At 70.9% G+C, this 25007-nt stretch carries 13 protein-coding genes; 2 read left to right on the top strand and 11 right to left on the bottom strand.

From position 1 onward, the window contains the following. Nucleotides 1-21: 21 nt before the first annotated feature. The 4 genes from ABIA38_RS37390 to ABIA38_RS37375 are packed head-to-tail and all read right to left on the bottom strand — an operon-like array spanning nt 22 to nt 5423. Complete coding sequence (locus ABIA38_RS37390) at nt 22-3126, bottom strand: type I polyketide synthase (protein ID WP_424643433.1); 3105 nt, start codon at nt 3124-3126, stop codon at nt 22-24. Nucleotides 3127-3178: 52 nt separating this feature from the next. Beyond that, entirely contained in the window at nt 3179-3916 is a 738-nt protein-coding gene (locus tag ABIA38_RS37385; RefSeq protein WP_424643432.1) for a thioesterase II family protein, read from the bottom strand. Further along, nucleotides 3913-5160 carry a cytochrome P450 gene (locus ABIA38_RS37380; RefSeq protein WP_424643431.1) on the bottom strand — a complete coding sequence of 416 codons (1248 nt, stop codon included), beginning with the start codon at nt 5158-5160 and terminating at the stop codon, nt 3913-3915. The genes ABIA38_RS37385 and ABIA38_RS37380 overlap by 4 nt, the downstream gene beginning before the upstream one ends. After that, nucleotides 5157-5423, bottom strand: coding sequence for a phosphopantetheine-binding protein (locus tag ABIA38_RS37375; RefSeq protein ID WP_424643430.1), 267 nt, complete (start codon nt 5421-5423; stop codon nt 5157-5159). Before ABIA38_RS37375 ends, ABIA38_RS37380 begins: the two co-directional genes overlap by 4 nt. Nucleotides 5424-5903: 480 nt before the next feature. On the opposite strand from ABIA38_RS37375, the gene ABIA38_RS37370 reads away from it, so the two are divergent. Beyond that, nucleotides 5904-6812, top strand: coding sequence for a putative nonproteinogenic amino acid hydroxylase (locus ABIA38_RS37370; protein ID WP_424643429.1), 909 nt, complete (start codon nt 5904-5906; stop codon nt 6810-6812). A 761-nt stretch (nt 6813-7573) separates the two neighbouring features. On the opposite strand, the gene ABIA38_RS37365 is transcribed toward ABIA38_RS37370, so the two are convergent. Together ABIA38_RS37365 and ABIA38_RS37360 are read right to left on the bottom strand one after the other, a co-directional pair. Then, nucleotides 7574-8500, bottom strand: a complete 927-nt coding sequence (locus ABIA38_RS37365; protein ID WP_424643428.1) for a phytanoyl-CoA dioxygenase family protein — start codon at nt 8498-8500, stop codon at nt 7574-7576. Between the two features lie 1175 nt (nt 8501-9675). Continuing rightward, nucleotides 9676-10914 carry a cytochrome P450 family protein gene (locus ABIA38_RS37360; RefSeq protein ID WP_424643427.1) on the bottom strand — a complete coding sequence of 413 codons (1239 nt, stop codon included), beginning with the start codon at nt 10912-10914 and terminating at the stop codon, nt 9676-9678. 379 nt (nt 10915-11293) lie between these two features. On the opposite strand from ABIA38_RS37360, the gene ABIA38_RS37355 reads away from it, so the two are divergent. Continuing rightward, on the top strand, nt 11294-14437 hold the full coding sequence (locus tag ABIA38_RS37355) for a BTAD domain-containing putative transcriptional regulator (RefSeq protein WP_424643426.1): 3144 nt from the start codon (nt 11294-11296) through the stop codon (nt 14435-14437). Here ABIA38_RS37355 and ABIA38_RS37350 read toward each other — a convergent pair. From ABIA38_RS37350 to ABIA38_RS37330, 5 genes are all read right to left on the bottom strand, one after another. Next, complete coding sequence (locus ABIA38_RS37350) at nt 14421-15182, bottom strand: ABC transporter permease (RefSeq protein WP_424643425.1); 762 nt, start codon at nt 15180-15182, stop codon at nt 14421-14423. The genes ABIA38_RS37355 and ABIA38_RS37350 overlap by 17 nt on opposite strands. Further along, nucleotides 15179-16117, bottom strand: a complete 939-nt coding sequence (locus ABIA38_RS37345) for an ATP-binding cassette domain-containing protein (protein ID WP_424643424.1) — start codon at nt 16115-16117, stop codon at nt 15179-15181. The genes ABIA38_RS37350 and ABIA38_RS37345 overlap by 4 nt, the downstream gene beginning before the upstream one ends. A 199-nt stretch (nt 16118-16316) precedes the next feature. Next, nucleotides 16317-17051: a thioesterase II family protein gene (locus ABIA38_RS37340; RefSeq protein WP_424643423.1), complete on the bottom strand. Its 735-nt coding sequence runs from the start codon at nt 17049-17051 to the stop codon at nt 16317-16319. A 55-nt stretch (nt 17052-17106) separates the two neighbouring features. Continuing rightward, nucleotides 17107-22095: an amino acid adenylation domain-containing protein gene (locus ABIA38_RS37335; protein WP_424643422.1), complete on the bottom strand. Its 4989-nt coding sequence runs from the start codon at nt 22093-22095 to the stop codon at nt 17107-17109. After that, on the bottom strand, nt 22092-25007 hold a 2916-nt coding region (locus tag ABIA38_RS37330; RefSeq protein WP_424643421.1), incomplete at its 5' end, for a non-ribosomal peptide synthetase. The genes ABIA38_RS37335 and ABIA38_RS37330, both read right to left, overlap by 4 nt.

Raw genomic sequence — 25007 nt, 5'->3', positions numbered from 1 at the left:
TTGCTTGGACGAACGGTGTTGCTACACGTATCCGCGGTCGATCAAGGCGTACAAATCGTCGTCGCTGCGGCTCTCCGCAGTCGTCTCCTCGGCCGCTCCCGGGGCGTCCGGCAATTCCGGTTCCGGCTCCGGCTCCAGGAGGGAGAAGATGTGTCGAGCGAGCTTGCGCGGAGTGGGGTAGGTGAACGCGACGGTGGCCGAGAGCCGCACTCCGGCCGCCGCGGTGAGCCGATTGCGCAGCCGCACCGCCATCGAGGAGTCGAAGCCCAGGTCCTTGAAGGTCTCGGTCGACCTCGCCGCGAGCTCGGCGCCGGTGGGATCCGGGTCGCCCACGCCCAGCGTCGCGGCCGTTTCGGCACACACGAGATCGAGCACCGACGCTTCCGAATCCAGGCCCGCCGCACCGGTGTTCGGGCCCGGTCCACTCGCCCGCGCGCCGGACCCCGGGTCGGTGCCGGCGGTGTCCTCGGGTGCGGTCAGCCAGTAGCGCCGCCGTTGGAACGGATAGGTCGGCAGGTCGATCCGGCGCGGCCGGTACGCGGCGAACACCGCCGCCCAGTCCACCGGCACACCACGTACGTGCAGCTCGGCCAGCGACGCCAGGACCTTGCCCGCGCTCCCGTCGTCCCGGTGCAGGGTGCCCACCACCAGTGGCGAGACCGCCAGCGCGTCGGCGGTCTCGGCCATCGCCACCTCCAGCACCGGATGTGGGCTGACCTCCACGAACACCCCACCGCGATCCCGCATCAGGTGCTCGACGACCTCGCCGAAACGCACCGTCGAGCTCAGGTTGTCGTACCAGTACGAGCCGTCGAGTACGTGTGTCTCGAGCAGTCCTCCGGTGACCGTGGAGTGGAACTCCACGTCCGACTTCCGCGGCGCGAGACCCGAGGTGGCCGCGAGCAGCCGAGCCCGGATCCGTTCGACGTGGTGCGAGTGCGACGCGTAGTCCACTTTGATCCGGCGCACCCGGACACCGTCGTCGGCCGCCAGCGCGGCGAACCGGTCCAGCGCCTCGTCCTCCCCGGAGATCACCACCGACGTCGGCCCGTTGACCGCTGCCGTGGACAGCCGCCCGGACCACTGTCGCAACCGGTCCCGAACCCATTCGGGAGACGCGGACACCGCGCTCATCCCGCCCGAGCCGGCCAGCTCGACCAGGGCCCGGCTGCGCACGGCCACGACCCGGGCCGCATCCTCCAGCGAGAGCGCGCCCGACACGCACGCCGCGGCGATCTCGCCCTGCGAGTGGCCCACCACGGCGTCCGGGACCACGCCGAGGGATCGCCACACCCGCGCCAACGACACCATCACCGCGAACAACGCGGGCTGGACCACGTCCACCCGGTCCAGCGCCGCGGCCGACTCCGCACCGGTCAGCACATCCGACAGCGACCAGTCCACCCACGGCGCCAACGCCCGTGCGCAGTCGTCGATTCCGCGTGCGAAGACCGCCGACTCCGCGTACAGCTGCCGGCCCATGCCCACCCACTGCGAGCCCTGGCCGGGGAACACGAAGACGACCGGACCGGCCGAACCCGCGGCCACTCCGCGCAGCACCCGCGCCGAATTCCCACCCGCCGCCAGCACTTCCAGGCCGGCCCGCGACTGGGCGGGGTCGCCGCCCAGCACCACTGCCCGGTGCTCGAACAACGACCGGGTGGAAAGCAGCGAGTACCCCACGTCGGCCGCCGACGGCGCCGTGTCCGCGGCCACGAGATCGCGCAACCGCGCGGCCTGCTCGCGCAATGCCGGCTCCGACCGCGCCGACAACAGCCACGGCAGCACCTCGGACGTGGGGGCGGGGCCCGCATCGGCGGCCGGGGTGTCGGTGCGCACCTCGGGTGCCTGTTCGAGGATCACGTGCACGTTCGTGCCGCCCATGCCGAACGCCGACACGCCGGCCCGCCGCGGTCGGCCCGGCGCGCTCGGCCAGGGCCGGGCGGTCGTGAGCACCTCGAAGTCCGCCGCGAAGTCCGGGATGGCGGGGTTCGGTGACCGGAAGTTCAGACTCGGCACCAGCCGCGCGCGGTCCACGCAGAGCGCGGCCTTGACGAAGCCGACGATGCCCGCGGCCGGTTCCAGGTGCCCGACGTTCGTCTTGACCGAGCCGATCACCAGGGGGCGACTGCGGCCGGTTTCCCGGAACACCTCGCGCAGACCGGATATCTCGGCCGGATCGCCGAGTCGGGTGCCGGTGCCATGGGCCTCGACGTAGTCGACACCGTCGAACGCGACAGCCGCGCGTTCGAGAGCGGACAGTACGGTTGCCGCCTGCGCGGCGGGGCTGGGATCCGGCATCCGGGTGGCGGCGCCGGCGCTGCCGACGCTCCAGCCGCGCACCACCGCGTAGATGTGATCACCATCGTCGACGGCCAGATCGAGCCGCTTGAGCAGGACGAACGCCCCGCCCTCGCCGCGCACGAAGCCACTGGCCCGTGCGTCGAAGGTGAAGCAGCGGCCGTCGGGAGACAGCGCGCCCAGATTCGCCAGGCCGAGTCCGGCCTCCGGGTCGGCGATCAAGTGCACGCCGCCGACGATCGACATGTCGACCGCGCCGCCGCGGATCCGCTCGCAGGCCAGCGCCAACGACACGAGTGACGAGGATTGGCCCGAGTCCGCGCAGAAGCTCATCCCGCGGACGTCGAACAGGCCGGAGATCCGGTTCGCGATCAACGCGCCGCTCGAGCCGAGCGCGGCGTAGTGGTCGTCCCGGTCGCTGCCGGACAGCTTGCGCAGCAGCTCGTATCCGGAGGGCGCGGCGCCGACCACGACATCGATCTCGCGGCCGGCGAGCGCGGACGCCGGCACCCGGGCGTCCTCGACGGCCTCCCAGGCGAGTTCCAACCCCAGCCGCTGGACCGGGTCCATGGCGGTCGCCTCCGCCGCACCCGTGCCGAAGAACTCCGCGTCGAACCCGTCGATGGCGTCGAGGAACGAACCCGCGTTCACGGTGGCCGCGTCCGGGTGGGACGAGCGTTCGGTGTCGACCGCCCGTCGCTCGGGAAACGTGCCGACGGTCGACTCGCCATCCACCAACAGACGCCAGAACTCCCCCGGGTCGTGCACTCCGGGAAAGCGGCACGACATCCCGATGACGGCAATATCGGTGGCTGCGCCACTCATTCGAATCCCTTCCGGTTGCCTGGGCGCACGGCTCCTACCGGCCGCGCCGCTTTCACCGCCAAGAGGTCAACAGCTTCAGCAGCTCGTCCGGCGCGTTCATGAAGTCGTGGTGGCCGCCGTCGACGACCCGGATGTCGACCGAGTCCGCGTACTGCCGCCATCCCTCCAGCAGGTCGAGGCGCACGTCGGGGTCGTCCCGCCAGTGCAGGACGACGATGGGGCAGCGCACCGGAACCGGCTCGGTCCGCCGGTACGCGACCGCGGCGGCGTGGTCACGCAGCAGCACGGCCAGGCCCATGTCGACCATGTCCGGCCGTGGTTCGATCCCCCGGCCGCGGATGAACGACTGCACCTCCGCGCGCAGTTCGGCCTCGGTCATGGTGAGCATCCGGTCGGCCGCGGCGTCGTGCGGCGCGGGCTGGCCGGACACGAACAGGCACGCCGGTTCCGGCAGGCCCGCTTCGGCGAGCCGGAGCACGGTCTCGAACGCGGGCAGGGCACCCGCGCAGTGCCCGAAGAACGCGAACGGCCGGTCCAGTCGCGGCAGCAGGGGTTCGACCAGGGCGGCGGCGAGGTTCTCGTAGGTGCCGTAGTGCGGTTCCGCCAACCGGTTCTCCCGGCCGGGGAACTGCACCGGGCAGACCTCGACGTCGTCGATCGCGGCCGGCCAGGCGCTGAAGGCCGAGGCCCCGGACCCGGAGTAGGAGAAGCAGAAGATCCGGGCGGGGTACTCGCCGGACTGCGGCCGGACGAACCATGGCGACGTGGCGGTGGTGGAGCCGGAGGTCATGGCGTCTTTCGTTTCTGGGCAACGATGGGCAGGTGGGTCATCCCGGCGATGAAGAACGACCGCAGGTGTTGCGGTTCGCCGGCGAGCTCGATCGACGCGAACCGCTGGAGCAGTTCCTCGAAGAAGACGCGCAGGGTCAACCGGGCCAGCGGTCCCCCGATGCAGTAGTGCGGCCCGAACCCGAATGCGACATGGCGGTTCTCCCGCCGGGTGATGTCGAACCGGTGCGGATCGGTGAACTGGGACTCGTCGCGGTTGGCGGAGCCGATCCAGGCGACGACCGCGCCGCCGGCGGGGACCGTGCCCCCGCCGATCTCGGTGTCGGCCACCGCGTACCGCATGAAGTTGCACGCGGCCGAGGTCCAGCGCAGCCCCTCCTCGGCCAGGGACGGCACCAGCGAGGGGTCGGCCTGCGCCTTCTCGAACTGCTCGGGCCGCTCGATCAGCGCGAGTACCGTGCCGGAAACGGTGTGCGGCGTCGTCACGTTGGCGCCCAGCAGGATGCTGTAGCCGTCGAGGGCGATCTCCTCGTCGGTCAGCGGCGCGTCGCCCGCGCGGACGCTCATCAGGTGGTCGAGCAGGCTCCCGTCCTCGCCGCCGGCCGACCGGCGCTGTTTGACCCACTCGGTGACGTAGGTGACGAGTTCGTGGTGGGAGATGGCCAGCGTCGCGGCCTGGCTGCCGTGTTGGAAGTGCGGGTCCGAGGGGGCCGTCACCATCGCGGTCAGCTGTACCAGCTCGTCCCAGTCCCGCTCCGGGATCCCCAGGAGCGGACCCGCGACCATCATCGGGAGCCGGTGCGCCTTCTCGGCCAGGTCGAACGTGCCGCCGTCGAGCGCCGGTTCGAGGAAGCGCACGATCGACTGCCGGATCCGGTCCTCCCAGGGCGCCACCGCCCGCGCGGTCAGTTTGGCGCCGATCGCCCTGCGGACCTGGGTGTGCCGCGGCGGGTCGGTGGACGTCATCAGCTTGCCCGCCGCGACGTCGTCCTCCCCGAGGTGGGTGACCACCGTGCCGCGTTCCGAGGTGAACTCCCGGTGATCGCCGAGTACCCGGCAGACGTCGTCGTAGCGGGTCACCGACCAGAACTCGCGGCCGTCCGGGAGGAACTGGTGGTGCAGCGGCGCCTTCACCCGCATCACGTCCCAGATCGGGTGCGGATCGCCGGAGGTGTACAGGTCCAGGTCGAACAGGTCGACCCGGTCCAGGTCGACGTCGCCCCCGGCACCCGGCGTCAACCTCACGGCCGGGCCCTCCCCTGCTCGATCAGCTCGGCGACCCGGGCGGGGGTCTGCGCCAGGTAGAAGGCGCGCACGGACAGGTCGACGCCGTAGTCCCGGGACACCCGATCGATGATCTTGATCCCGATCAGCGAATTGCCACCGATCGCGAAGAAGTCGTCGTCCGCGCCGACCTCACGACCGTCGAGATATTCCCCCCACAGTGCCGAGATCTCGTTTATCAGGGACCCCGGTGTACTCGACGGCGCGGCTTGTCGCTCCGACACCTCGTCCCGTCCACCTCGCGGGTGGACCTGCGGCGACGATTCCATTGCCAGCCATTTCCTTCCTTCGTCCCGCCCGCGGGACAAATCCTGGTACCGATGGAAATCGTGCCGTCTCGGAAAGAGACGTCCGGGTGTTCACGGAGTTCGCCGGCCGGCGCCGGGCCGGCCTGGTCGTCGACCGCAGCATATTGCCGCGTCGGCCGCAGGCGGGCCCGCCGCTCGCGGAACGTCCGCCGCCGACCCGGGCATTGATCACGCACTCGATACCCGCACCCGGGATCCATCGCGACGCCAAGGTAAATCGCCGGGGAAACCCCGGGCAAGGGATGCCGGTACGGACACCGTGCCGAGCACCGGTTGTCCCGCCGACAGGACAACGATGAGCTCGACCGATGGCCGGCGCGGGACCGGGTACGGGATCATGCCGAACCGAATCGCCGCGCCGGTGGCCCGTCATTGCCATCGCATCTGCGGAGATTTATGGTGACGATCGGGAGGAGCGCCCAGTGGTTTCCGGGTGCGTCGAACAATCATGTGTTGAAGGGGATTTCCTTGCTTAAGTCGCAACGGCTTGCGGTGCTGCCCATCGACTCGTACGACCTGGATTCCGAGCTGTCCGTCGTGGACCGCCACGAATACGGCGGCGAATATGATGCCTTCACCTTCGGGTCGTGGTCGGGCCATGTACTGGCCAACGGCAGCGGCGCCGATTCCGACACCGCCTTCCGCCCCCACGACGGCCGACTGACCCTCACCGAACTGGGCCGGCAGCTGCCGGGCATCATGTCCCTGGTCACCGACAATTTTCCGCTGGACCGGTTGCAGTGGGTGCGCATCTTCAGCCTGCGCGACGGAATCATCCTCCCGCACGTGGACTTTCTCGAATTCGCCGAGCCGGGCACCAGGTTGCAGATTCCCTTGCGCACGAGCGAGGAATCCCTGCATTCCGAGAACGAGTTCGTCTATCACATCCGTCGCGGCGAGGTGTGGAAGATACACACGACCGACCCGCATGCCGCGCGCAGTTCCTCGGGGACTGCCCGGCTCTCCCTGTGTCTCGACTTCTCGGACGCCGAAGAGCCCATCGCGATCCGCAACGACATTCCCGCGACCGAGCCGATCCGCATCATGGACCGGCCCGAGGCGACCGAGGCGGAACTCGAGGAACTCATCGACTCCGGGCGGAACATGACGCCGGCGACCATGCGGGCGGACTTCCGTCGATTCGCCGAGCTGCACTTCGAGCGGCGCGCGCACATCACCGCCGCGTTCGACTGGTACCTGGCGGCCGTGCGACGCACCGGGAACCCCGACATGGTCGCGACCGCCCAGGCCTTCCGCACGTACTGCATCGAGAAGCGGGTCGACGGGGAGGCGTTCGACTGGTGAGGGGCCGCGGCCGGCCAGCGGACCGCGGATCCGGGCCGGGCCCGGCGAGCCGGCTCGCGCCGTCCGGCCGAGCGCGCCGGCTCGTCCGACACCCGCCCGCGCACCCGCACGGCGGCACCCGCGCGCGTCGGCCCGGCGGTTCGGCCGGTAGCGAGTGGTGTGACCGCCGGGCCCATGGCGGAGTCACGTCGTCGCGCACCGTCCCCGGGAGCACGTGGTGCCCCCGTGTGACCGATGCGACCTGCCGGCGCGGTTCCAGCCGGCCGCCCTGCCGTTGCAGTGTCACGTCCCGGATCCACCCGTAACTCCCCCGGCCGGCGGGGAAGTTCGTCGAGCGACTCGAACGCCGTGCGCGCCTGGAGCGCGCCGCCCGCCACGGGTCGGATGTGGCCGAGGCGCATACTTCGTCGCCGTGCCACCGACCGGACGCACCTCTCGGACCACGATCCCGGACGCCGTCCGGCCGGGCCGCGCCGCAGGCGCCGCAACGGCGCCCACCGCGCGCCGAGTTCCCTCCGTGATACGGAGGTTGACGCAGGTCGAGGATCGGCGCGAGGGCGCTCCCGACCTGGTCGTCGGCCCGGACTCGAGCCGGCCCGCCGGCCGCACGCCGCCCGCCCGGCGTTCGTCCCGGCCGGCCCGCCCGTCGAGTCCCGGGCCGCATACGTTCCGCTCGTGTGCCACCACGGCCGAGCCGCGCCGTCGGTCGGCCGACGGCCCGCCGCACGTGAGCGACGCGCCATCGGCCGGTGCGGCTGGGATCAGCGCTTCGCGGTGCCTTCACGCAGACGGTCGATCATGTGCCGAGTCGTCTCGATCGGGCTCTCCTGGGAAAGCTCTCGGGAACTCGGCGGCAGCGCCTCGTTGAGGGCCGCCACCTGGTCGCTCCACTCGTCCTGCCCGGCGAAGGGAATCGTCTCGCCCTCCTGGTAGGCGGGGAACGGGCGGTAGTTGTTCAGGCCGGTGGTGTCGGCGCCGCGGACCAGCAGCGGGTCGAGGTAGAGCCCGTCACTGTGGATGCGCGTGGTCGTCGAGATGTAGCCGATGTCGAGGCCGCAACGGCGCTTGGCGGAGGTGTTCGGCTCCGAGCAGTGCAGCAGATGGGGGTGATGGATCGAGACGTCGCCCGGCTGGAGTTCGATGTCCACGATGCCGCGGTCGTCCGCCCACTCCCGTACGAGCGCCTCGTCGGCGGCGGAGAACAGCATGTTGGGCTTGTCCGTGCGGACCGACGGTTTGTGCAGCGGCAGTTCGTGGCTGCCGGGGATCATCCGCAGGCAGCCGTTCTCTGTCGTGCTCTCGTCGACGGCCAGCCACACCGTCAGCGCGTTCATCGGGGTCAGCGTCCAGTAGGCGCCGTCCTGGTGCCACAACACCGGGTGTCCGGTGTGCGGGGGCTTGCAGATGTAGTGGGCGGTGAAGCATGCCACATCCGGGCCGAGGAAGAACTCCGCGATGTCCACCAGACGGGGGTCCGAGACCAGACGCGCCCAGAAGGCGTCGTTGCGGATCAGCGGGTGGTGGAAGTGCTCGGGACGCAGATCCGGGTACTTACGGGTGAGCCAGTCGACGTGGGCGCGCGCCTCGGCCACGACATCCGGTGGCACGACGTTACGGATGATGGAGAAGCCCTGCTCCGCGAATTCCGCCGCGGCCTTCTCCAGAACGCCATCGCCAATTGTGTTCATGCGTCTGCTCCTACTCAGCTGTCAGGTATTGCTTGCCGTGTGGAACGAGTTCGTGGAGCCGCCGCGGGGTAACGTCGGCCGGCTCCCGGAGTTCGGCCCCGGACACGTAGAGGTGGTCGAACCGGGGTGTCGACGCGACATCGCCCCCTGATGCGCAGCCGGTTTCGGCCGGGCAGCCGGCGCGCGACACGGTGCTACTCCCGGTAGACGCGAATTCGGTGGCTCGTCTGCGAATACGGATCGACGCTCACGCCCGACAACGATCCGTGGGGCCGTTCACGCCGGCCAATCGCAGCAGCACGCCCCGGGCCTTTTCGCGGTTCCCCGGCAATCCAATACTCTGTCCGCCGGGCCGGAGGGTGTCAATCGTCCCCGAGCGCGACGGCCGAGGAAGCCGACTGTCCCGTCGACGGGACACTTCCGGGCGCACCTCGGCCGACCCCGGACCACACGACGTTCTCGGCCTCGGGGAATTCCTCCCGGGCAACCCGGCGCGCGGGCGAGGCGCTGCCGCGACTTCGACCTCGGATGTATTGCGTGGGCCGCCGACATGGCAACATTTGAGCGCCCGTATCGGGTGCTGGTCGACGCGGGCCACCAACGCCGGCTGATTCGGGTCCGCCGCTGTGCGAGCCGTGGCTCCACAACAGCCCGCACGGAGCACTGCCTTGCCTGGCCGGCATCGGCTCGGGCCGAGTTGTCCGGCGGATGAGGATGACGCGACCATGGCCAGACAACCGGTACGGACCCGATTGAGCATTACCGATTTACCCGCGTCGGTCGACGATCCCGCGCCCACATCCATGACGTTGCTCAACGAGCCGGCCGGAAGATATCCGGAAGCCGTCTCGTTCTCGACGGGCCGCCCATTCGAGGGCTGCTACGACGTCGAGGATCTGCCGCGTCATCTCCGGGCGTTCAGAGACTATCTCACAAAGGAGATCGGTCCACCGCCGGAGCAGGTGCGCCGCACGTTTTTCCAATACGGCCGCACAAAAGGATTCATCGAGGACCCGGAGGCGCAGATAGCGGCGGAAAGTGGCCGGCCGAGGTCGCGCGTCCCTGAGGCCGGCGCGGCCGGGTCGGGTGCGGCTCGGCGGGGTCGCGTACTCGTCCGGGTGGCCCTCGAACCCGAAACGTTCGAGGGCCGCCCGGACGGGTCGGCGGTCAGCTCCTCACAGGCGCACCGGAAGTGCGTCGAGCAGCCGGGCACCGCCGGGGCTGACTTCGGTGTACCTCAAGTCGGCCCGGTCGACCGTGATTTCCAGGCTGTCGCGCCGGAGCAACAGGTGATCGAGGGCTATCTCGCCTTCGAGGTTGGCCAGCGCCGCGCCGGGGCAGTAGTGCGGTCCCGCACCGAACGCGAGATGGCTTTCCCCACGCGGCAACACCCGCTCCACATCGCACCGTTCGGGCTCGGGGAAGACGCGTGGGTCGTAATTGGCGGACAACAGGGAGCTGGTCAGCGCTTCGCCCTTGCAGATCGGGAAGCCGGCGAACTCCATGTCCTCGGTCGCGTACCGCGGTCCGGCGGTCGGGACGGGGTTCGCCACGCGCATCAACTCGTCGATCGCGTGCGGCAACGCGTCCGGCCTGGCGCGCAGCAGGGCCAGTTGATCCGGGTTGTCGAAGAGGGCGAGCACCGCGTTCGGAATGAAGTGGGACGTGGAGTGGTGCCCGTTGTTCACCACCAAAAGCACCGCCGAGATGATCTCGGCTTCGGTGAGCCGGTCCCCGTCCTCGTCGCGCGAGTGCACCAGGGCGGAGATCATGTCGTCCCTGGGCTCGGCCCGGCGCCGCTCGATGAGCTTCTTGGTGTACTCGAAGATGCCTCGGGCGCTCGTCTCGAGGTCGCCGCCGTTGCCGGCGTCGGCGTATTCGGTCATCCACTTCCGGATCTGCGGCTGATCGGCCTCGTCGATGCCGATGAGTTCGCAGATGACGGTGCCGGTCAACGGCGAGGAGTACTCCTCGATGAGGTCGCCGGATCCCTTGCGGGCCAGCGTCTCGATGAGCCGGGCGGAGATCGCTTCGATGCGGGGCCGCATCTCCTTGATCCGCCGGGCGGTGAACGCGGGCGTCACCAGGCGACGCTGTCGAGCGTGCGCCTCGCCGTCCAGGATCATCATGTTGGCCGCGACGTAGTCCCGGAACTCGTCCGGCAGATCGAGCGTCTCGACCATCAGGTCCACCACGCTCGGCCCGCGATGGCCGGGCACGTTGCTGTAGGCCACGACGAGCCGCGGATCGCTCAGCGCCGCCTTCGTCTCCTCGTTGCGCGTGATCAGCCAAACCGGAGGCCCACCGGGAAACCCGACGCGAACGAGCGGAGACTTCTCCCGCAGGCGCGCGTACGCGCCGATGGGGTCGTCCGTGAATTCTCGATTCGTCAGGGTAACGATCGGCTCAGCCATATCTTCGTCTCCTCGACATGCGTGGCGAACGGTCGCCCGGGCGGTATCCGATGCCGTTGTCGCCGAGCAGGCAAGTGCGGTGGCGTTCGAAGCATTTGCCGCGTGGCCGGCGAAACCCGTGCGGCCGGCGGCGACGAAGCTCGTCCCGGCGGCGGGACAATTTTCCGCCAACGCCGCGGACGCGAGTAGGGGTGACGCCAGTTTTCGACACCTCTCGGCCATGGCCGGCGGGTGTGCGGGTGGCTCTCGGTATCCCGCTCGCCCCGCGCGGGCCGTCCGGGCCGGCCACCGACGCCGGTTCGTCCGCGATATCACCACGTCATCCCGCGGCACATCGACGAGTTGGCCCGCTCCGGAACGCCCATGACAAACTCTGCCAATGCAGATCGGGATGCTGGGTCCATTCGAGGTTCGCACGGACACCGGCGATTTGGTCGATGTGCCGGGTGCGCGGCTGCGCGGATTGCTGGTCGCCCTGGCGCTCAGGCCGGGTCATCTGGTTCCGAAGGCGTCGCTCGTCGACTGGATCTGGGGGGAGTGGCCGCCTCCCGGCGCGACGAACGCCCTGCAGCGCCTGGTCTCCCGGCTGCGCAAGGCACTGCCGGACGGGGTGGTCGAGGGGCGCACGGACGGCTACCGGTTGACGGTGGAACCCGACGCCGTCGACGCCGTGCGATTCGAACGCCTCGTCAAGGGCCCGGCCCACGCCGACGACGCCGCCGCGCGGGTGCGGCTGTTGCGCGAGGCCCTGGAGTTGTGGCGGGGCGCGGCCATGCAGGACGTCGGTCTGCGCGACAGTGCCGCGTTCGACGCCGCGGTCCAGCGGCTCGAGGGGTTGCGCCTGACCGCCACCGAGGAGCGGATCGACGCGGAGATCACACTCGGGCGGGGTACGAAGATGGTCACCGAGCTGACCGATCTGGTGGCCGCACACCCGCTGCGGGAGCGGCTGGTCGCCGCGCTGATGCGCGCCCTGGTCGCGGCCGGTCGCGACAGCGAGGCACTGCTGGTGTACCAGCGCGCCAGGGAGGCCCTGGCCGACGCGCTGGGCGTCGACCCCTCACCGGAGTTGGCCGCGTTGCATGTCGCGCTGCTGCGGGGCGAACTGGGGCGGCGCGAGGAGAGCCACAAGAGCAACCTGCGCGCCGAGTTGACCACCTTCGTCGGCAGGGGCGCCGATGTCGCCGCGGTCCGCGAACTCGTCGCCGAGCACCGGCTCACCACCTTGATCGGGCCGGGCGGCTCGGGCAAGACCCGGTTGGCCACCGAGACCGCGCGCACGCTGCTCGGCGACCTGCCCGACGGGGCCCGGTTGGTGGAGCTCGCCGCCATCGGCGCGGACGGCGACGTGGCGCAGGCCGCGCTCGCCGCGCTGGGCCTGCGCGACGCGCTGCTCGGCGGGTCCCCGAACGCGGAGCTGACGGACCGGCTGATCGCCGCGATCCGCGAGCGGGAGGCGCTGCTGATCCTGGACAACTGCGAGCATGTGATCGAGTCGGCGGCGGTGTTCGCCCACCGGGTGCTCGGGGAGTGCCGGGGGTTGCGGATCCTGGCGACCAGTCGGGAACCGCTGGGCATCACCGGGGAGGCGCTGTGGCCGGTCGAGCCGCTGGCCCTGCCGCAGGGGAACGCGGGCCCGCGCGAGATCGCGCTCGCCCCCGCCGTCCAGCTGCTGCGCGACCGGGCCGGGGCAGTGCGCCCGGATCTGGCGATCGACGCGCACACGTTGGCGACGATGGCGCGCGTGTGCCGGGCGCTGGACGGGATGCCGCTGGCGATCGAACTGGCCGCGGCCCGCTTGCGCACGATGTCCATCGATCAGCTCGCCACCCGGCTCGACGACCGGTTCCGGCTGCTGACCGGCGGCAGCCGGACCGCGCTGCCGCGGCACAAGACGCTGCGCGCGGTGGTCGACTGGAGCTGGGAACTGCTCACCGGCGCCGAGCGGATGGTGCTGCGCAGGCTCTCGGTGTTCGCCGGCGGGGCGAGCCTGGAAGCGGCCGAACGGGTCTGCGCGGGTGATGCGGTCGGGCAGGAGCAGGTGCTCGAACTGCTCACCGCGCTGACCGAGAAGTCGCTGCTGCTCGCCGACGGCGCCGGCGCCCCGCGCTATCGGATGAGCGGAACGATCAAGGAGTACGCCGGGCACCGGCTCGCCGAGGCCGGGCAGACGGACCTGACCCGCCGGGCGCATCTCGCGTACTTCACCGAACTCGCCGAGACCGCGGAGCCGCATCTGCGCCGTGCCGAGCAGTTGGACTGGCTCGCCACGCTCGGGGCCGAGCACGACAACATCGGTTCGGCGATGCGCGGCGCGCTCGCGGCGGGCGAGGCGCAGGCCGCGATGCGGCTCGCGGCGGGCGCCGGCTGGTACTGGTGGCTGGGCGGGCACAAGGCCGAGGGCATGGAGCTGATCACCGCGGCCACCCGCACGCCCGGCGAGGTGACCGACGAGGCCCGGGCCACGGTGTACGCCCTGGTCGTGATGTTCGTCAGCTCCGGGCGCAGTGGCGACGAGCACCAGGCCGCGGAGTGGATCCACAAGGCGTACCGATTCAGCCTGCGCGGCCGGAGCCGGCATCCGGTGCTCGGGTTCGTCGCCCCGCTGGAACGTATGTTGCAGGCGCCCGACGCGTTCCTGCCCGCGTTCGAGCCCCTGCTCGACGACGAGGACCCCTGGGTGCGCGCACTGGCCCGGCTGCACCTGGGCAAGATGCGCATCATGCTCGGCCAGGACGGGCGGGACGTGGACGCGTACCTGGAGATGGCGCTCGCCGAATTCCGGGCGCTCGGCGAGCGGTTCGGGATCTCGTTCGCGCTGCGCGAGCTGGCGGACCGGATCGCGGTGCGCGGCGAGTTCGCCGGTGCGTGTGAGTACTACGAGCAGGCGATCGCGGTGGTGACCGAGGTGGGCGCCATCGAGGACGTCATTCCGTTGCGGTCGCGGCAGGCGCAGCTGTACTGGCTGTTGGGCGATCCGGAGGCCAGCCGGGCGGCCGTCGCCGAGGCGCAGCGCTGCGCGGAGCGGGTCACCTGGTCGGACGCGCTGGCCGAACTGGCCCTGGCGAAGGCGGAACTCGCCCGGTGGGGCGGCGATGCCGAGGAGGCGCGCCGGCAACTCGGTGTCGCGACGGCCATGTTGGGCGACGAAGCGGAGCGGGCCAACATCCGCGCGGTGACCCACGACCTGCTCGGCTATCTCGCCGACGACCTCGACGAGGCGCGGGGGCATCGCGCGGCGGCCTGCGCGGCGGCGGCCGAGGCGGGGCACGCGCCGCTGATCGCGCAGGTGCTCGTCGGGGTCGCGGATCTGGCCCTGCGGCGCGAGGAGTACGAGCAGGCCGCGCGGTTGCTCGCGGCGAGCGCGGGCGTGCGCGGCCTGCAGGACCGGTCCCACCCGGATGTGGCTCGGATCGAGCAGACCGCGCGGCGCCGCCTCGGCGACGCGCGGTTCGCCGAGGCGGCTCGGGAGGGGACACGGATCGGCTGGCCTCAGCTGATCGCGGTCACGCTCGCTTCTTGAACGTGGAGACCGACCACACGTACCCGACGAGGGCGAGCCCGACGCACCAGGCGACGGCCGCCACCGCCTTGCCGTGCGAGACGTCGTCCGCCAGCAGCCCGCGCAACGTCTCGATGATCGGGGTGAAGGGCTGGTACTGGGCGAACTGCTTGACGCCGGCGCCCATCGTGTCCGCGGGCACGATCGCGCTGCTCAGGAAGGGCAGCATGATCAGCGGCACGGTGCCCAGACCCGCCGACTCCACACTCTTGGCGGCCAGGCCCATGCCCACGGTGAGCCAGCTGGCCCCGAAGCACAGCAGCACGACGAGACCGAACACGCCGACCCAGTCGAGGGCGCTCGCGGACGGGTCGAAGCCCATCGCGAAGGCGACCCCGATGATCGCCCCGATGGCGAACAGGCAGCGCACCGTGGTGACGATGACGTGCCCGGTCAGTACCGCACCGCGGGATATGTCCATGGTCTTGAATCGATTGATGATGCCCTTGGTCATGTCGTCGTTCACGGCCGTCGCGGTGGACCCAAGGCCGTAGCTGACGGCCATCACGAGCATCCCCGGCGTCGCGTAGTCGATGTAGGGCACGCCGACGTCGAAGCCGCCGCCGAGCACCTTGACGAACATCAGCATGAGCACGATCGGGAACAGGATCGCGTTGAACAACACGAGCGGGCTGCGCACGGTGTGCTTCAGGTTGCGGCGCAACATGATCATCGAATCGGCCATGGCCGTGGTAACGCTGCTCATTCCGCCGTCGCCTCCGTGCTCGTGCGCCCGGTCAGGGCGAGGAAGACATCGTCCAGGTCCGGGGTGTGGACGGAGAACTCCTGGGCGTTGATCCGGTGTTCGTCGAGCCGGTCCAACAGGGCCCGCAGCGACTTGGATTCACCGTCGCTGGGCACCCGCAGGGTGAACTCCTGGTCGCCCTTCGTGGCGCCCGGCAACACCCGTGCCGCCGTGTCGAATTCCTCGGGCTCGGCGAAACGGAGCCGGACGTGGGTACCGGGGATCCGACGCTTGAGCTCCTCGGGGGTGCCCTGGGCGACCAGGTGGCCCTGGTCGAGCACCACGAGCTGGTCCGCGAGCTGGTCGGCTTCGTCGAGGTACTGGGTGGTCAGGAAGATCGTGGTGCCCTCGGCCACCAGCTCGCGGACGATCGCCCACATCGTGCGCCTGCTGCGCACGTCGAGGCCCGTGGTCGGCTCGTCCAGGAAGATCACCTGCGGGTTGCCGACCAGCGTCATCGCCAGGTCCAGCTTGCGGCGCATACCGCCGGAGTAGGTCGACGCGTACTTGTCCGCCGACTCCACCAGGTCGAACCGCTCCAGGAGCCGGGCGACCAACCGGTCACCACCACGCACCCGCCTGAGGTCGGCCATCAGCTGCAGGTTCTCCCGGCCCGACAGCAGCTCGTCCACCGCGGCGAACTGGCCGGTCACGCCGATGGCCGCGCGCACCTGCTTGGTCTGGGTCGCCACGTCGTGTCCGGCCACGCGCACCGTCCCGGCGTCGGCTTTCAGCAAGGTCGCCAGGATGTTCACCGCGGTCGTCTTGCCCGCCCCGTTCGGGCCGAGCATGGAGAAGACCGATCCTGCGGCCACATCGAAGTCGATGCCGTCGAGCACGACTTTGTCGCCGTACTTCTTGCGCAGTCCGGAAACTGCAATCGCGGAACTCTTCATGCCTTCACTCTCCTCACCGGGCCTGACACCGGTCTGTCACGGTCCGCACCGGATCTGACACCGGCCTGTCGCGCTTCTGACACCGCGTTCCGACACATCGCCGCTGGTCGGGGGCACCTCACCGGAAGAGGGCGTCCGCCGAGGCGGACGCCCTCTCACCACCGCGGCCCGAACACCCGGCGGATCCACCCGGTGACCGCTAGCGATCGCGGGCGGATGCCGTCTCGATCACCTCCAGCACCTCCCGGCCACGATCGACCAGGTACATGTGATCGCCCGGGAACTCCGTGTAGCCGAATTCACCCGTGGTCGCGTCCCGCCACTGCCGAGCCTCCGCCGCGGTGACCAGGCCGTCGTGGTCGCCGCGCAGCGAGGTGATCGGCACCGATACGGGTTCGTCGGTGCTCGGTACGTAGTTCTCGTGCATCTCGCAGTCGGCCTGCAGCACCGGCAGGATCAGTTCACGCATCTCCGGGTGATCCAGCGCCTCGTGCCTGAACCCGGCGAACTCCTCGACCCGGGCCAGGAATTCCTCGTCCTGGAGCCCGGTGGCCCGGCGCTCGCGCCGGGTCCACGGCCCCGGCGAACCGCTGACGACCAGCCGCTCGACGGGTATCTCGCGCGCGCTCAGCAGGTGCACCAGCTCGTACGCGAGCACCGCGCCCAGGCTGTGCCCGAACAGCACGGTCCGCGTCCCCGCGCCGAGCTCCGCAACGATGTCGTCGATCGAGTTCTTGGCCGCCTCGACCACGTTCCGGTACGGCGTCTCCATGATCCGCCGCTCCCGGCCGGGCAGTTCGACCGAGAGCACCCGCCACCGGCCGGCGGACAGATCCCGCCACGGGTGGAAGAACGAAGGTCCTGCTCCGGCGAACGGCACGCACAACAGCGCGGTCCGTTCCCGGTCTGCCGCGGACTTGCCGGGTGTTGTCACCCCGACCAACCCCAATCATCCATTCGATGGTCCGTTGCGTGAGGGTCGATCCCCGTCACTCCCGCTCCGCCAGCTTGCGGACGATGACGTTCATGATCTGGGCCGCGGGTTTGGGCATGTGCAGGTCGTGGTGCGTGGCGTCCAGGTCGTACGACTCGATGGCGCCGAGCACGTGCCGGCGCCAGTCGGGCCCGTACGACACACCCTCGTCCTTGTCCAACTTCGCGTTGAAGTACAGCAGATCACCGCGGTAGACCGGCGATTCGAAGACACCCATCGTGGCCAGGTTGTTGGCGCCCACCCGCGACATGTTCTCCAGGAAGCTGTCCATGTTGGCGGTGTTCATGAACTGGCCGAAGACTTCCTCGATATCCGCCCGGTACATCACCGGCCCCCGGTTGGCCACTTCCCGGAACCCGTTCCCCGGAAGGGAGTTCGCCGGTTGCGAGTCCAGGACGGCGACGAAGGCGATCTCGTGCCCGCGGCGGTCCAGCGCGTCCGCGACGGCGTGCGAGATCGGGCCGCCGAAGGACCAGCCGATCAGATGGTAGGGCCCTTCCGGCTGAACCTTGAGGATCTGGGCGATGTAGTCCTCGACCATCTCCTCGATGGACCCGGCCACCGGTTCCGTGCCGTTGGAGCCGCGGGACTGCAGGGAGTAGGCGGGCCGGTCCAGGTAGGGCGCGAAGGTGAAGAACGCCCAGCCGAGGCCGCCCCCGCCGTGGAAGAACCACACCGGCGGCTTGCCCGTACCCGGGTCCCGGTTCAACGGCAGCACCACGTCGAACGCGTCGACATGCTCGTCGGGAATGCCGCCGACGAGCACCAGCGCGCCCAACTCGGCCACCGTCGGGTACTGGATGATCGTCCGCAGCGGCATGTCCACGCCGAAATGCTTGCGGATGCGCGCGCTGAGCCGGGTGGCCAGGAGCGAATGCCCGCCGAGCACGAAGAAGTTGTCCTCGATGCCGACCCGATCCAGGCCGAGCAGCTCGGCGAAGAAGGAACACAGCTTCTCTTCATGGGCGTTGCGCGGCTCCCCGCCGCGCACGACGGTGCCCGTGCGCTCCGCCGGCAGCGCCCGCCGGTCCAGCTTGCCGCCCGCGGTCAACGGAAACTCCGAGAGCGGCACCAGCACGGCCGGGACCATGTAGTCCGGCAGGCGCTCGCGCAGGTACTCGGGCAGCTCGGCCAGCAGCGGCTCGATCGCCTTGGCCAGAGCGGGGCTGTTCGCCCGGGTCCGCCCGGCCGGCGCGCCGGGCACGAACCCGCCGGAGACGGCCCGCTGTTCGGGCAGCAGCACCGCGTCGAAGCCGTGGGCGGCCTGGCCCGACCAGGTGAGCACCACGTCCCGGCCCTGCTGCCGGGCCCATCCGGCGAGCTCCTCCGGGTCGAGCGGCCCACGCGAGGGCCCGGCCTTGCCCAACACACCGGTGGAGGTCGCCGCGGTGGCCTCCGCCACGAGGCGTGCGTTGGGTATCCCGCTCACCCGTACCGGTGTGCCGCCCGCGCGGTCCACGACACCGGCCAGGCCGGCCAGGTCGGACACCTCGCGGCCCCACGGCACCGCCGGCACGCCGGCCAGGTCGAGCACGTCGGCCGGTTCCTTGTGCAGGACGACTTCGTAGCGGTGCCGGGTCAGCTCGTTGTGCGCCCGACCGGGCTTCAACCGGATGTCCACCCCGACCGAACGGTCCGCCGCCCACTCCGCGAACCACTCTGGAGCGACCACCAACTCCCGCTCGGCGAGCAGCGCCTGCTCCACCGACGCGCGTACCTCCTCGCGCGAGGCCTGCGGCTGCGCCGCACGCTCCACCGCGGTCAGCAACAGCCGCAGCGTCGTGGCGTTGCGGACGTCGCCGACGATCAACCGCCCGCCCGGCGCGAGGAGTTCCACGGCCCGACCCAGCACCCGGTCCAGGTATTCGACGCTCGGGAAGTACTGCGCCACCGAGTTGAGGACGACGGTGTCGAAGCCGCCTCGGGGCAGTCCGGAGACGTCGTCGGCCGGCTGCACGCTCAGCCGCACCCGGTCGCCGTGGCCGGCCCGCTCCACCTGCGCCCGGACCCGCTCCACCACCGTGGCCGAGAGGTCGGTGCCCCAGTACTCCTCGACCTCGCCGACGATCCTCGCGAGCAGCAGACCGGAACCCACACCGATCTCCAACACCCGCCGCGGCGCGAACCGCAACACCTGCGCCACCGCCGCATCCCGCCACTCCCGCAACTGCTCCGGCGGAATCGGCTCGCCGTCGTACGCCGACTTCCACAGCCGGAAGTCCTCGCCCCACGCCTCGTCGGCGGATTCGGCGTCACCCGCGTCGGCGATCCGGCGCCACTCGTCCACGTGCGCGTCGACATCGGCCACCACGGCATTCGGATCGGGCACCACATACGCCACCAGGCGCTTGTCGCCCTTCTGGTCCTCGCGCACCACGACCGCGGCCTGCGCCACGCCGGAATGCCCGGCGAGCACCTGCTCGATCTCGCCCAACTCGATCCGGAATCCGCGGACCTTGACCTGGAAGTCGGACCGGCCGAGGTACTCGACCTGGCCCTCCTTGTCCAACCGCACCAGGTCCCCGGTGCGGTACATCCGCGCCCCGGCGGGGCCGAACGGGCAGGCCACGAACCGGTTTGCGGTCAGCGCGGGCTGCCCGAGGTAGCCCCGCGCCAGCCCGGCACCGGCGACGTACAACTCACCGGCCACCCCCGGCGGGACCGGGCGCAGCGCCGCGTCGAGGATGTACACCTGCGTGTTCCAGATCGGCGCGCCGATCGGCACCCGATCCAGGCCCGGTGCGTGCTGCCAGGCGGTGACCTCGACCGTCGCCTCGGTGGGGCCGTACAGGTTGTACACGGCGCAGTCGGGAAAGAAGCCGACGGTCTTGTTGGCCAGCTCGGGCGGGAACACCTCGGCCGCGATCTCGAGCCGGCGCAGCGTGTCGCACTGCTTCGCGGCGGGTTCGGCGATGAACGCCGCCAGCAGGGAGGGCACGAGGAAGACGCTGGTCACCCGCTCGCGCCGGATCACCTCGGCCAGGTAGACGGGGTCCCGGGGCCCGTCCGGGCGGGCGATCACCGTGGCGCCGCCGATCTGCAGCAACGCGAACAGCTCCGGCATCGACGCGTCGAAACTCGCCGACGAACTCAACAACACCCGGTCCTCGGCGGTGTCCTCGAAGTGCGCCAGGCCCCAGGCCAGTCGGTTCATGATCGACCGGTGCGTCACCTGCACGCCCTTGGGGCCGCCCGTGGAACCCGAGGTGTAGATGACGTACGCGGCATTGTCCGGCGAGAGCACCCGCTCCGGGTTCGTCGACGGGTACGCGGAGACGTCGGGCAGGTCCTCGTCGAGCACCAGCAGCGGCTCGGCGCTGTCGAGCATGTGCCGTACCCGGTCCTCGGGCAGCTCGGTGTCGATCGGCAGGTAGGCCGCACCGGCCTTGATCACCGCGTAGATCGCCACCACCAGGTCCACCGAACGCGGGATCCGCACGCCGACCAACTGCTCGGCGCCGGCGCCCTGTTCGATCAGCCAGTGCGCCAATCGGTTGGCCCGCCGGTCGAGTTCCCGGTAGGTCAGCGTCTCCTGCTCGCCGATCAGCGCGATCCGGTCGGGGTCGCGCGCCACCTGCGCCTCGAACGCGCCCGGCAGGGTGTCCGCGGCCACCGGATGTGCGGTGTCGTTGACCCCGCGCAACAACCGGTCCCGCTCGTCCTCCGACAACACCTCGACCGCGCCGACCGGCGCCTGCGGGTCGGCGACCAACTGCTCCAGCACACGCGCGAACCGAGCGGCGATGGCCTCGGCCGTCTCCCGGTCGAACAGCTGGGTCGCGTACTGGAGGTCGCCGCGCAGCGCCCCCGAGTCGTCCGTACCGAAGAACAGGATCAGGTCGGCCACCGAGGTCTGCGTGAGGTACTGCTCGAACTCCACCTTGAGTCCGGGGAGTTCGAAGTCCTGTCGCTCGAAGTTCTGCCAGGCGAGCATCACCTGGAACAGCGGCTGGTATGCCGTGGAGCGGTCCGGGTTGATCAACTCGACCAGCGTCTCGAACGGTACGTCCTGGTGCTCGTAGGCGGTCAGCGCCTTCTCCCGCACCCGGGCCAGCAGGTCGGTGAACGACGGGTCGCCGGAGAGGTCCACCCGCAACACCTGGGTGTTGACGAAGAACCCGACCAGGTCGGCCAGCGCCTCGTCGGTGCGCCCGGCGATCGGACCGCCGATGGTCACATCGTCCCCGCCGCCCAGCTTGCTCAGCAGCACGCCCAGCGCGGCCTGCAGGACCATCGCGGTGGTCATCCCGCGCTCGTCGGCCAACCGCTGCACCCCGGCCGCCACCTTCGGCTCCACCACGAGGTCGACCACGTCGCCCTGCGAATTACGTTTCGCGGGTCGCGGGCGGTCCAGCGGCAGGTTCAGCGGCTGCGGCACCTCGGCCAGTTCCGCGCGCCAGTACTCGGCCTGCGCCGCGATCAGACTCCCCGGGTCGGCCAGGTCGCCGAGCAACTCGCGCTGCCACATCGCGTAGTCCTTGTACTGCACGGGCAACGGCGCCCACCCCGGCTCCCGACCCTCCCGGCGGGCGGTGTAGGCGGCGGCCAGGTCCCGGGCCATCGGCGCGCCGGACGCGCCGTCCGAGGCGATGTGGTGGACCAGCAGGACCAGTACGTGTTCCTCCGGCGAGCAGCGGAACAGGCTTGCCCGGAAGGGGAGTTCGGCCGACAGGTCGAACCGGTGCGCGATGAACCCGTCGACCGCCGCGGCCAGGTCCTCGGGCGCCACCTCGACCAAGGGCACCGGCACCGACGCCTGCGCCGACGGCAGGATCCGCGGCTGGGGCTCGCCGTCGTCGTCCGGGACGTATGTGGTCCGTAGGATCTCGTGCCGGTCGACCACATCGCGGATCGCCGCCACGAGCGCGTCCCGGTCCAGTGTTCCGGTCAGCCGGAGCGCCGGGGAGATGTTGTAGGTCTCCGCCCCTCCCTCCAGTTGATGCGTGAGCCACATGCGGCGCTGTGCGAACGAAAGCGGAATCACCGGTTTTGCTCCTCTGCGTTCATCCTGCGGAGAGTGGGGCGAAGGGGAACGGCCGACTCCTCCGACCACGAGGCGAGCCCGGCCACCGTCGGCAGGTCGAAGATCTTGCGGATGGGTATCTCGATCCCCAACTCGGCGCGGGCCCGGCTGATCAACCGGGTGGCAAGCAGGGAGTGTCCGCCGAGCGCGAAGAAGCCGTCGTCGATGCCGACCCGTTCCACCCCGATCACCTCGGCGAACAGCTTGGCCAAGCCCTCCTCGCGGGCGGTGCGCGGCGCCCGGAAGGGGGTGCTGGGGGTGAGGTCGGGAGCGGGCAGGGCCTTGTGGTCGAGCTTGCCGTTGGGCGACAGGGGCAGCCGGTCGAGCGGTACATAGGCGGCGGGGACCATGTACTCGGGCAGCCGCTCGGCCAGGTGGACCTGCAATTCGGCCGCGCCCGGGGCGCTCTCGCCGTCGGCCGGGACGAGGTAGGCGGCGAGGTAGCGGGTGTCGCCGGCCTGCCGGGTCACCACCGCGGCCTGGGCGATCTGCGGATGGGCGGTCAGCGCGGCCTCGACCTCGCCGGGTTCGACGCGGTAGCCGCGGATCTTGACCTGGGTGTCGATCCGGCCCAGGTGTTGCAACTCGCCCTCGGGAGTGAGCCGGGCGAGATCGCCGCTGCGGTACATGCGCGAGCCGGACGGCCCGTACGGGTCGGGGACGAAGCGCTCGGCGGTCATCCCGGCCTGGCGGTGGTAGCCGCGTCCGGCGCCGGCCAGATACAGCTCGCCGGGCGTGCCCTGGGGCAACAGGGTCAGGTCGGGGCCGAGGATGTAGGAGCGCACGCCGGGGAAGGGGCGGCCGATGGGCACCCCGTCGGCGTAGGGCCGGTCGGGGTCCAGGAGATGGCCGGTGGCGTAGAAGGTCTCGCTGGGACCGTAGCTGTTGATCACCCGGGCCTGCGGCCAACGCGCGCGTACCCGCTGCGCCAGCGCCGGGGTCAACACCTCCCCGGAGATGTTCAGTGCCGTGGGCCGGATGCGGTCGCCGAGTTGGTCGACCAGTTCGGCGAAGGCCGACGGCACCGAGCAGATCACGTCGACGTCCCAGGTGTCGCGCTCGACCAGCGCCAGCACGTCCCGGACGATCTCGACGCTGCCGCCCGTGGTGAGCGCGGAGAACAGCTCGAAGGTGGCGACGTCGAAGCCGATCGAGGCGGCGAGCAGTACCCGCCGGCCGGACCCCATGCCGGCGTGCGCGACCAGGGCGCCGACGGCGTTGACCACGGTGGCATGAGTGATGCCCACGCCCTTGGGCACGCCGGTGGAGCCGGAGGTGTAGACGATGGAGGCGAGGTTCCCGGGGCCGGCCGTCGGCCGGGCCGCGGCCACTGCGGCATCGGTGCCACCGGCCCGCAGGTCGAGGTCGTCGAGGACGAGGACGGGGATGTCCGTGGCGGGCAGGACGGTGCGGGTGTCGGCGTCGGTCAGGACCAGGTGGGGCCGGGCGCCGGGAAGGATGTACGGGAGCCGGGCGCCGGCGTAGGCGGGGTCGACGGGCAGGTAGGCCCCGCCCGCCTTGAGCACGCCCAGGAGGGCCACGGCCGCATTCACCGTGCGTGGCAGGACCACGCCGACCACGATCTCCGGGCCCACCCCGCGCCCGGCCAGCTCGACCGCGAGCCGCTCGGCGCGGGCGTCCAGTTCGGCGTACGTGAGCGACTCGCCGGCGGCGATCACCGCGACCGCGTCCGGGGTCCGCGCCACCTGTGCCTCGACGAGCCCGGTGAGCGTGGCGTCCCGGGGCGGGACCGCCGGGTCGGCGAAGTCGGCGAGGAGTCGGCCGCGTTCGGCCGGCTCCAGGATGTCGACCTGCGCGACCCGCAGCTCGGGGCCGGCCGCCAGCTGCCGCAGGATGCGGACCAGGCGGGCCGCGTACATCTCCACGGTGTCCCGGTCGAAGGCACTCGGCGCGTACTGGATGACGAGCTGGAGGTCCGGATCGGCCGCCGCCATCAGGCACAGCGGGTAGTGGTTGCCCGCGGACGGGCGCAGGCCGGTGTAGGCGATCCCGTCCGCAGCGTCCGTGGCGGCGCTGAGGCCCTCCCGGTCGATCGGGTACGACTCGAAGACGACCAGCGTGTCGAAGAGCGGCTGCAGGCCGACGGACTGTTGGATCTCCGCGAGCCCGTGGTAGTGGTGCTCGACCAGGCCGGCCTGCCGGCTCTGCAGCCGGGTGAGGACCTCGGCGACGGTGTCGCCGGGCGCGTATGCGACGCGTACGGGAAGGGTGTTGATGAACATCCCGACCATCGACTCGACATCCGTCACGGTGGGCGGGCGCCCGGAGACGGTGGTGCCGAACACCACGTCCTGGCGGCCGGTGAGCCGACCGAGCAGCAGCGCCCAGGCGCCCTGCACCAGGGTGTTGGCGGTGATGCCCAACTCGGCGGCCCGCCGGGTGAGTTCACGCGCCTCGTCGGGCGGGAGCACGATGTCGACCTGATCGCGACCCTCGTCGTCCGCGCCCGCCGCGTCGGGTGCAAGCAGGGTCGGCGCCTCGATCCCGTCGAGTTCGGCCGCCCATGCCCGGGCCGCCTCGTCCCGGTCCTGCCGGACGAGCCAGGTGAGGAACTCGCCGTAGTCGCGGGTCGCGGGCAGCCCGGCCGGATCGCCGTCGGCGGCGTAGAGCAGCAGCAGGTCCCGCATCAGCACTGGGGTGGACCAGCCGTCGAACAGCGCATGGTGCGTGGTCAGCACGAGTTCGGGCCGGTCGGGTTCGAGGACGGCGAGGGCCAGGCGGATCAGTGGTGGGGTGTCGGCGTGGAAGTGGGTGGCGCGGTCCTGTTCGAGGAATCGCTCGAAGGTGTCGGTGCGTTCCGCCTCGTCGGCCGCGGTCAGGTCCAGGTACCGCCAGGGCAGGGTCGCCGTCTC

Origin of the sequence: Embleya sp. AB8, assembly GCF_049739465.1 — a bacterium.
Lineage (GTDB): Bacteria > Actinomycetota > Actinomycetes > Streptomycetales > Streptomycetaceae > Embleya.
The sequence above is the reverse complement of the archived record's forward strand: the minus strand, read 5'-3'. Positions and strand labels throughout refer to the sequence as shown.

Bases quoted from the DNA above. Each gene is read 5' to 3' on its own strand.
- ABIA38_RS37390 (WP_424643433.1), bottom strand. From the start codon at position 3,126: ATGAGTGGCGCAGCCACCGATATTGCCGTCATCGGGATGTCGTGCCGC.
- ABIA38_RS37385 (WP_424643432.1), bottom strand. From the start codon at position 3,916: ATGACCTCCGGCTCCACCACCGCCACGTCGCCATGGTTCGTCCGGCCG.
- ABIA38_RS37370 (WP_424643429.1), top strand. From the start codon at position 5,904: ATGGTGACGATCGGGAGGAGCGCCCAGTGGTTTCCGGGTGCGTCGAAC.
- ABIA38_RS37365 (WP_424643428.1), bottom strand. From the start codon at position 8,500: ATGAACACAATTGGCGATGGCGTTCTGGAGAAGGCCGCGGCGGAATTC.
- ABIA38_RS37360 (WP_424643427.1), bottom strand. From the start codon at position 10,914: ATGGCTGAGCCGATCGTTACCCTGACGAATCGAGAATTCACGGACGAC.
- ABIA38_RS37355 (WP_424643426.1), top strand. From the start codon at position 11,294: ATGCAGATCGGGATGCTGGGTCCATTCGAGGTTCGCACGGACACCGGC.
- ABIA38_RS37350 (WP_424643425.1), bottom strand. From the start codon at position 15,182: ATGAGCAGCGTTACCACGGCCATGGCCGATTCGATGATCATGTTGCGC.
- ABIA38_RS37345 (WP_424643424.1), bottom strand. From the start codon at position 16,117: ATGAAGAGTTCCGCGATTGCAGTTTCCGGACTGCGCAAGAAGTACGGC.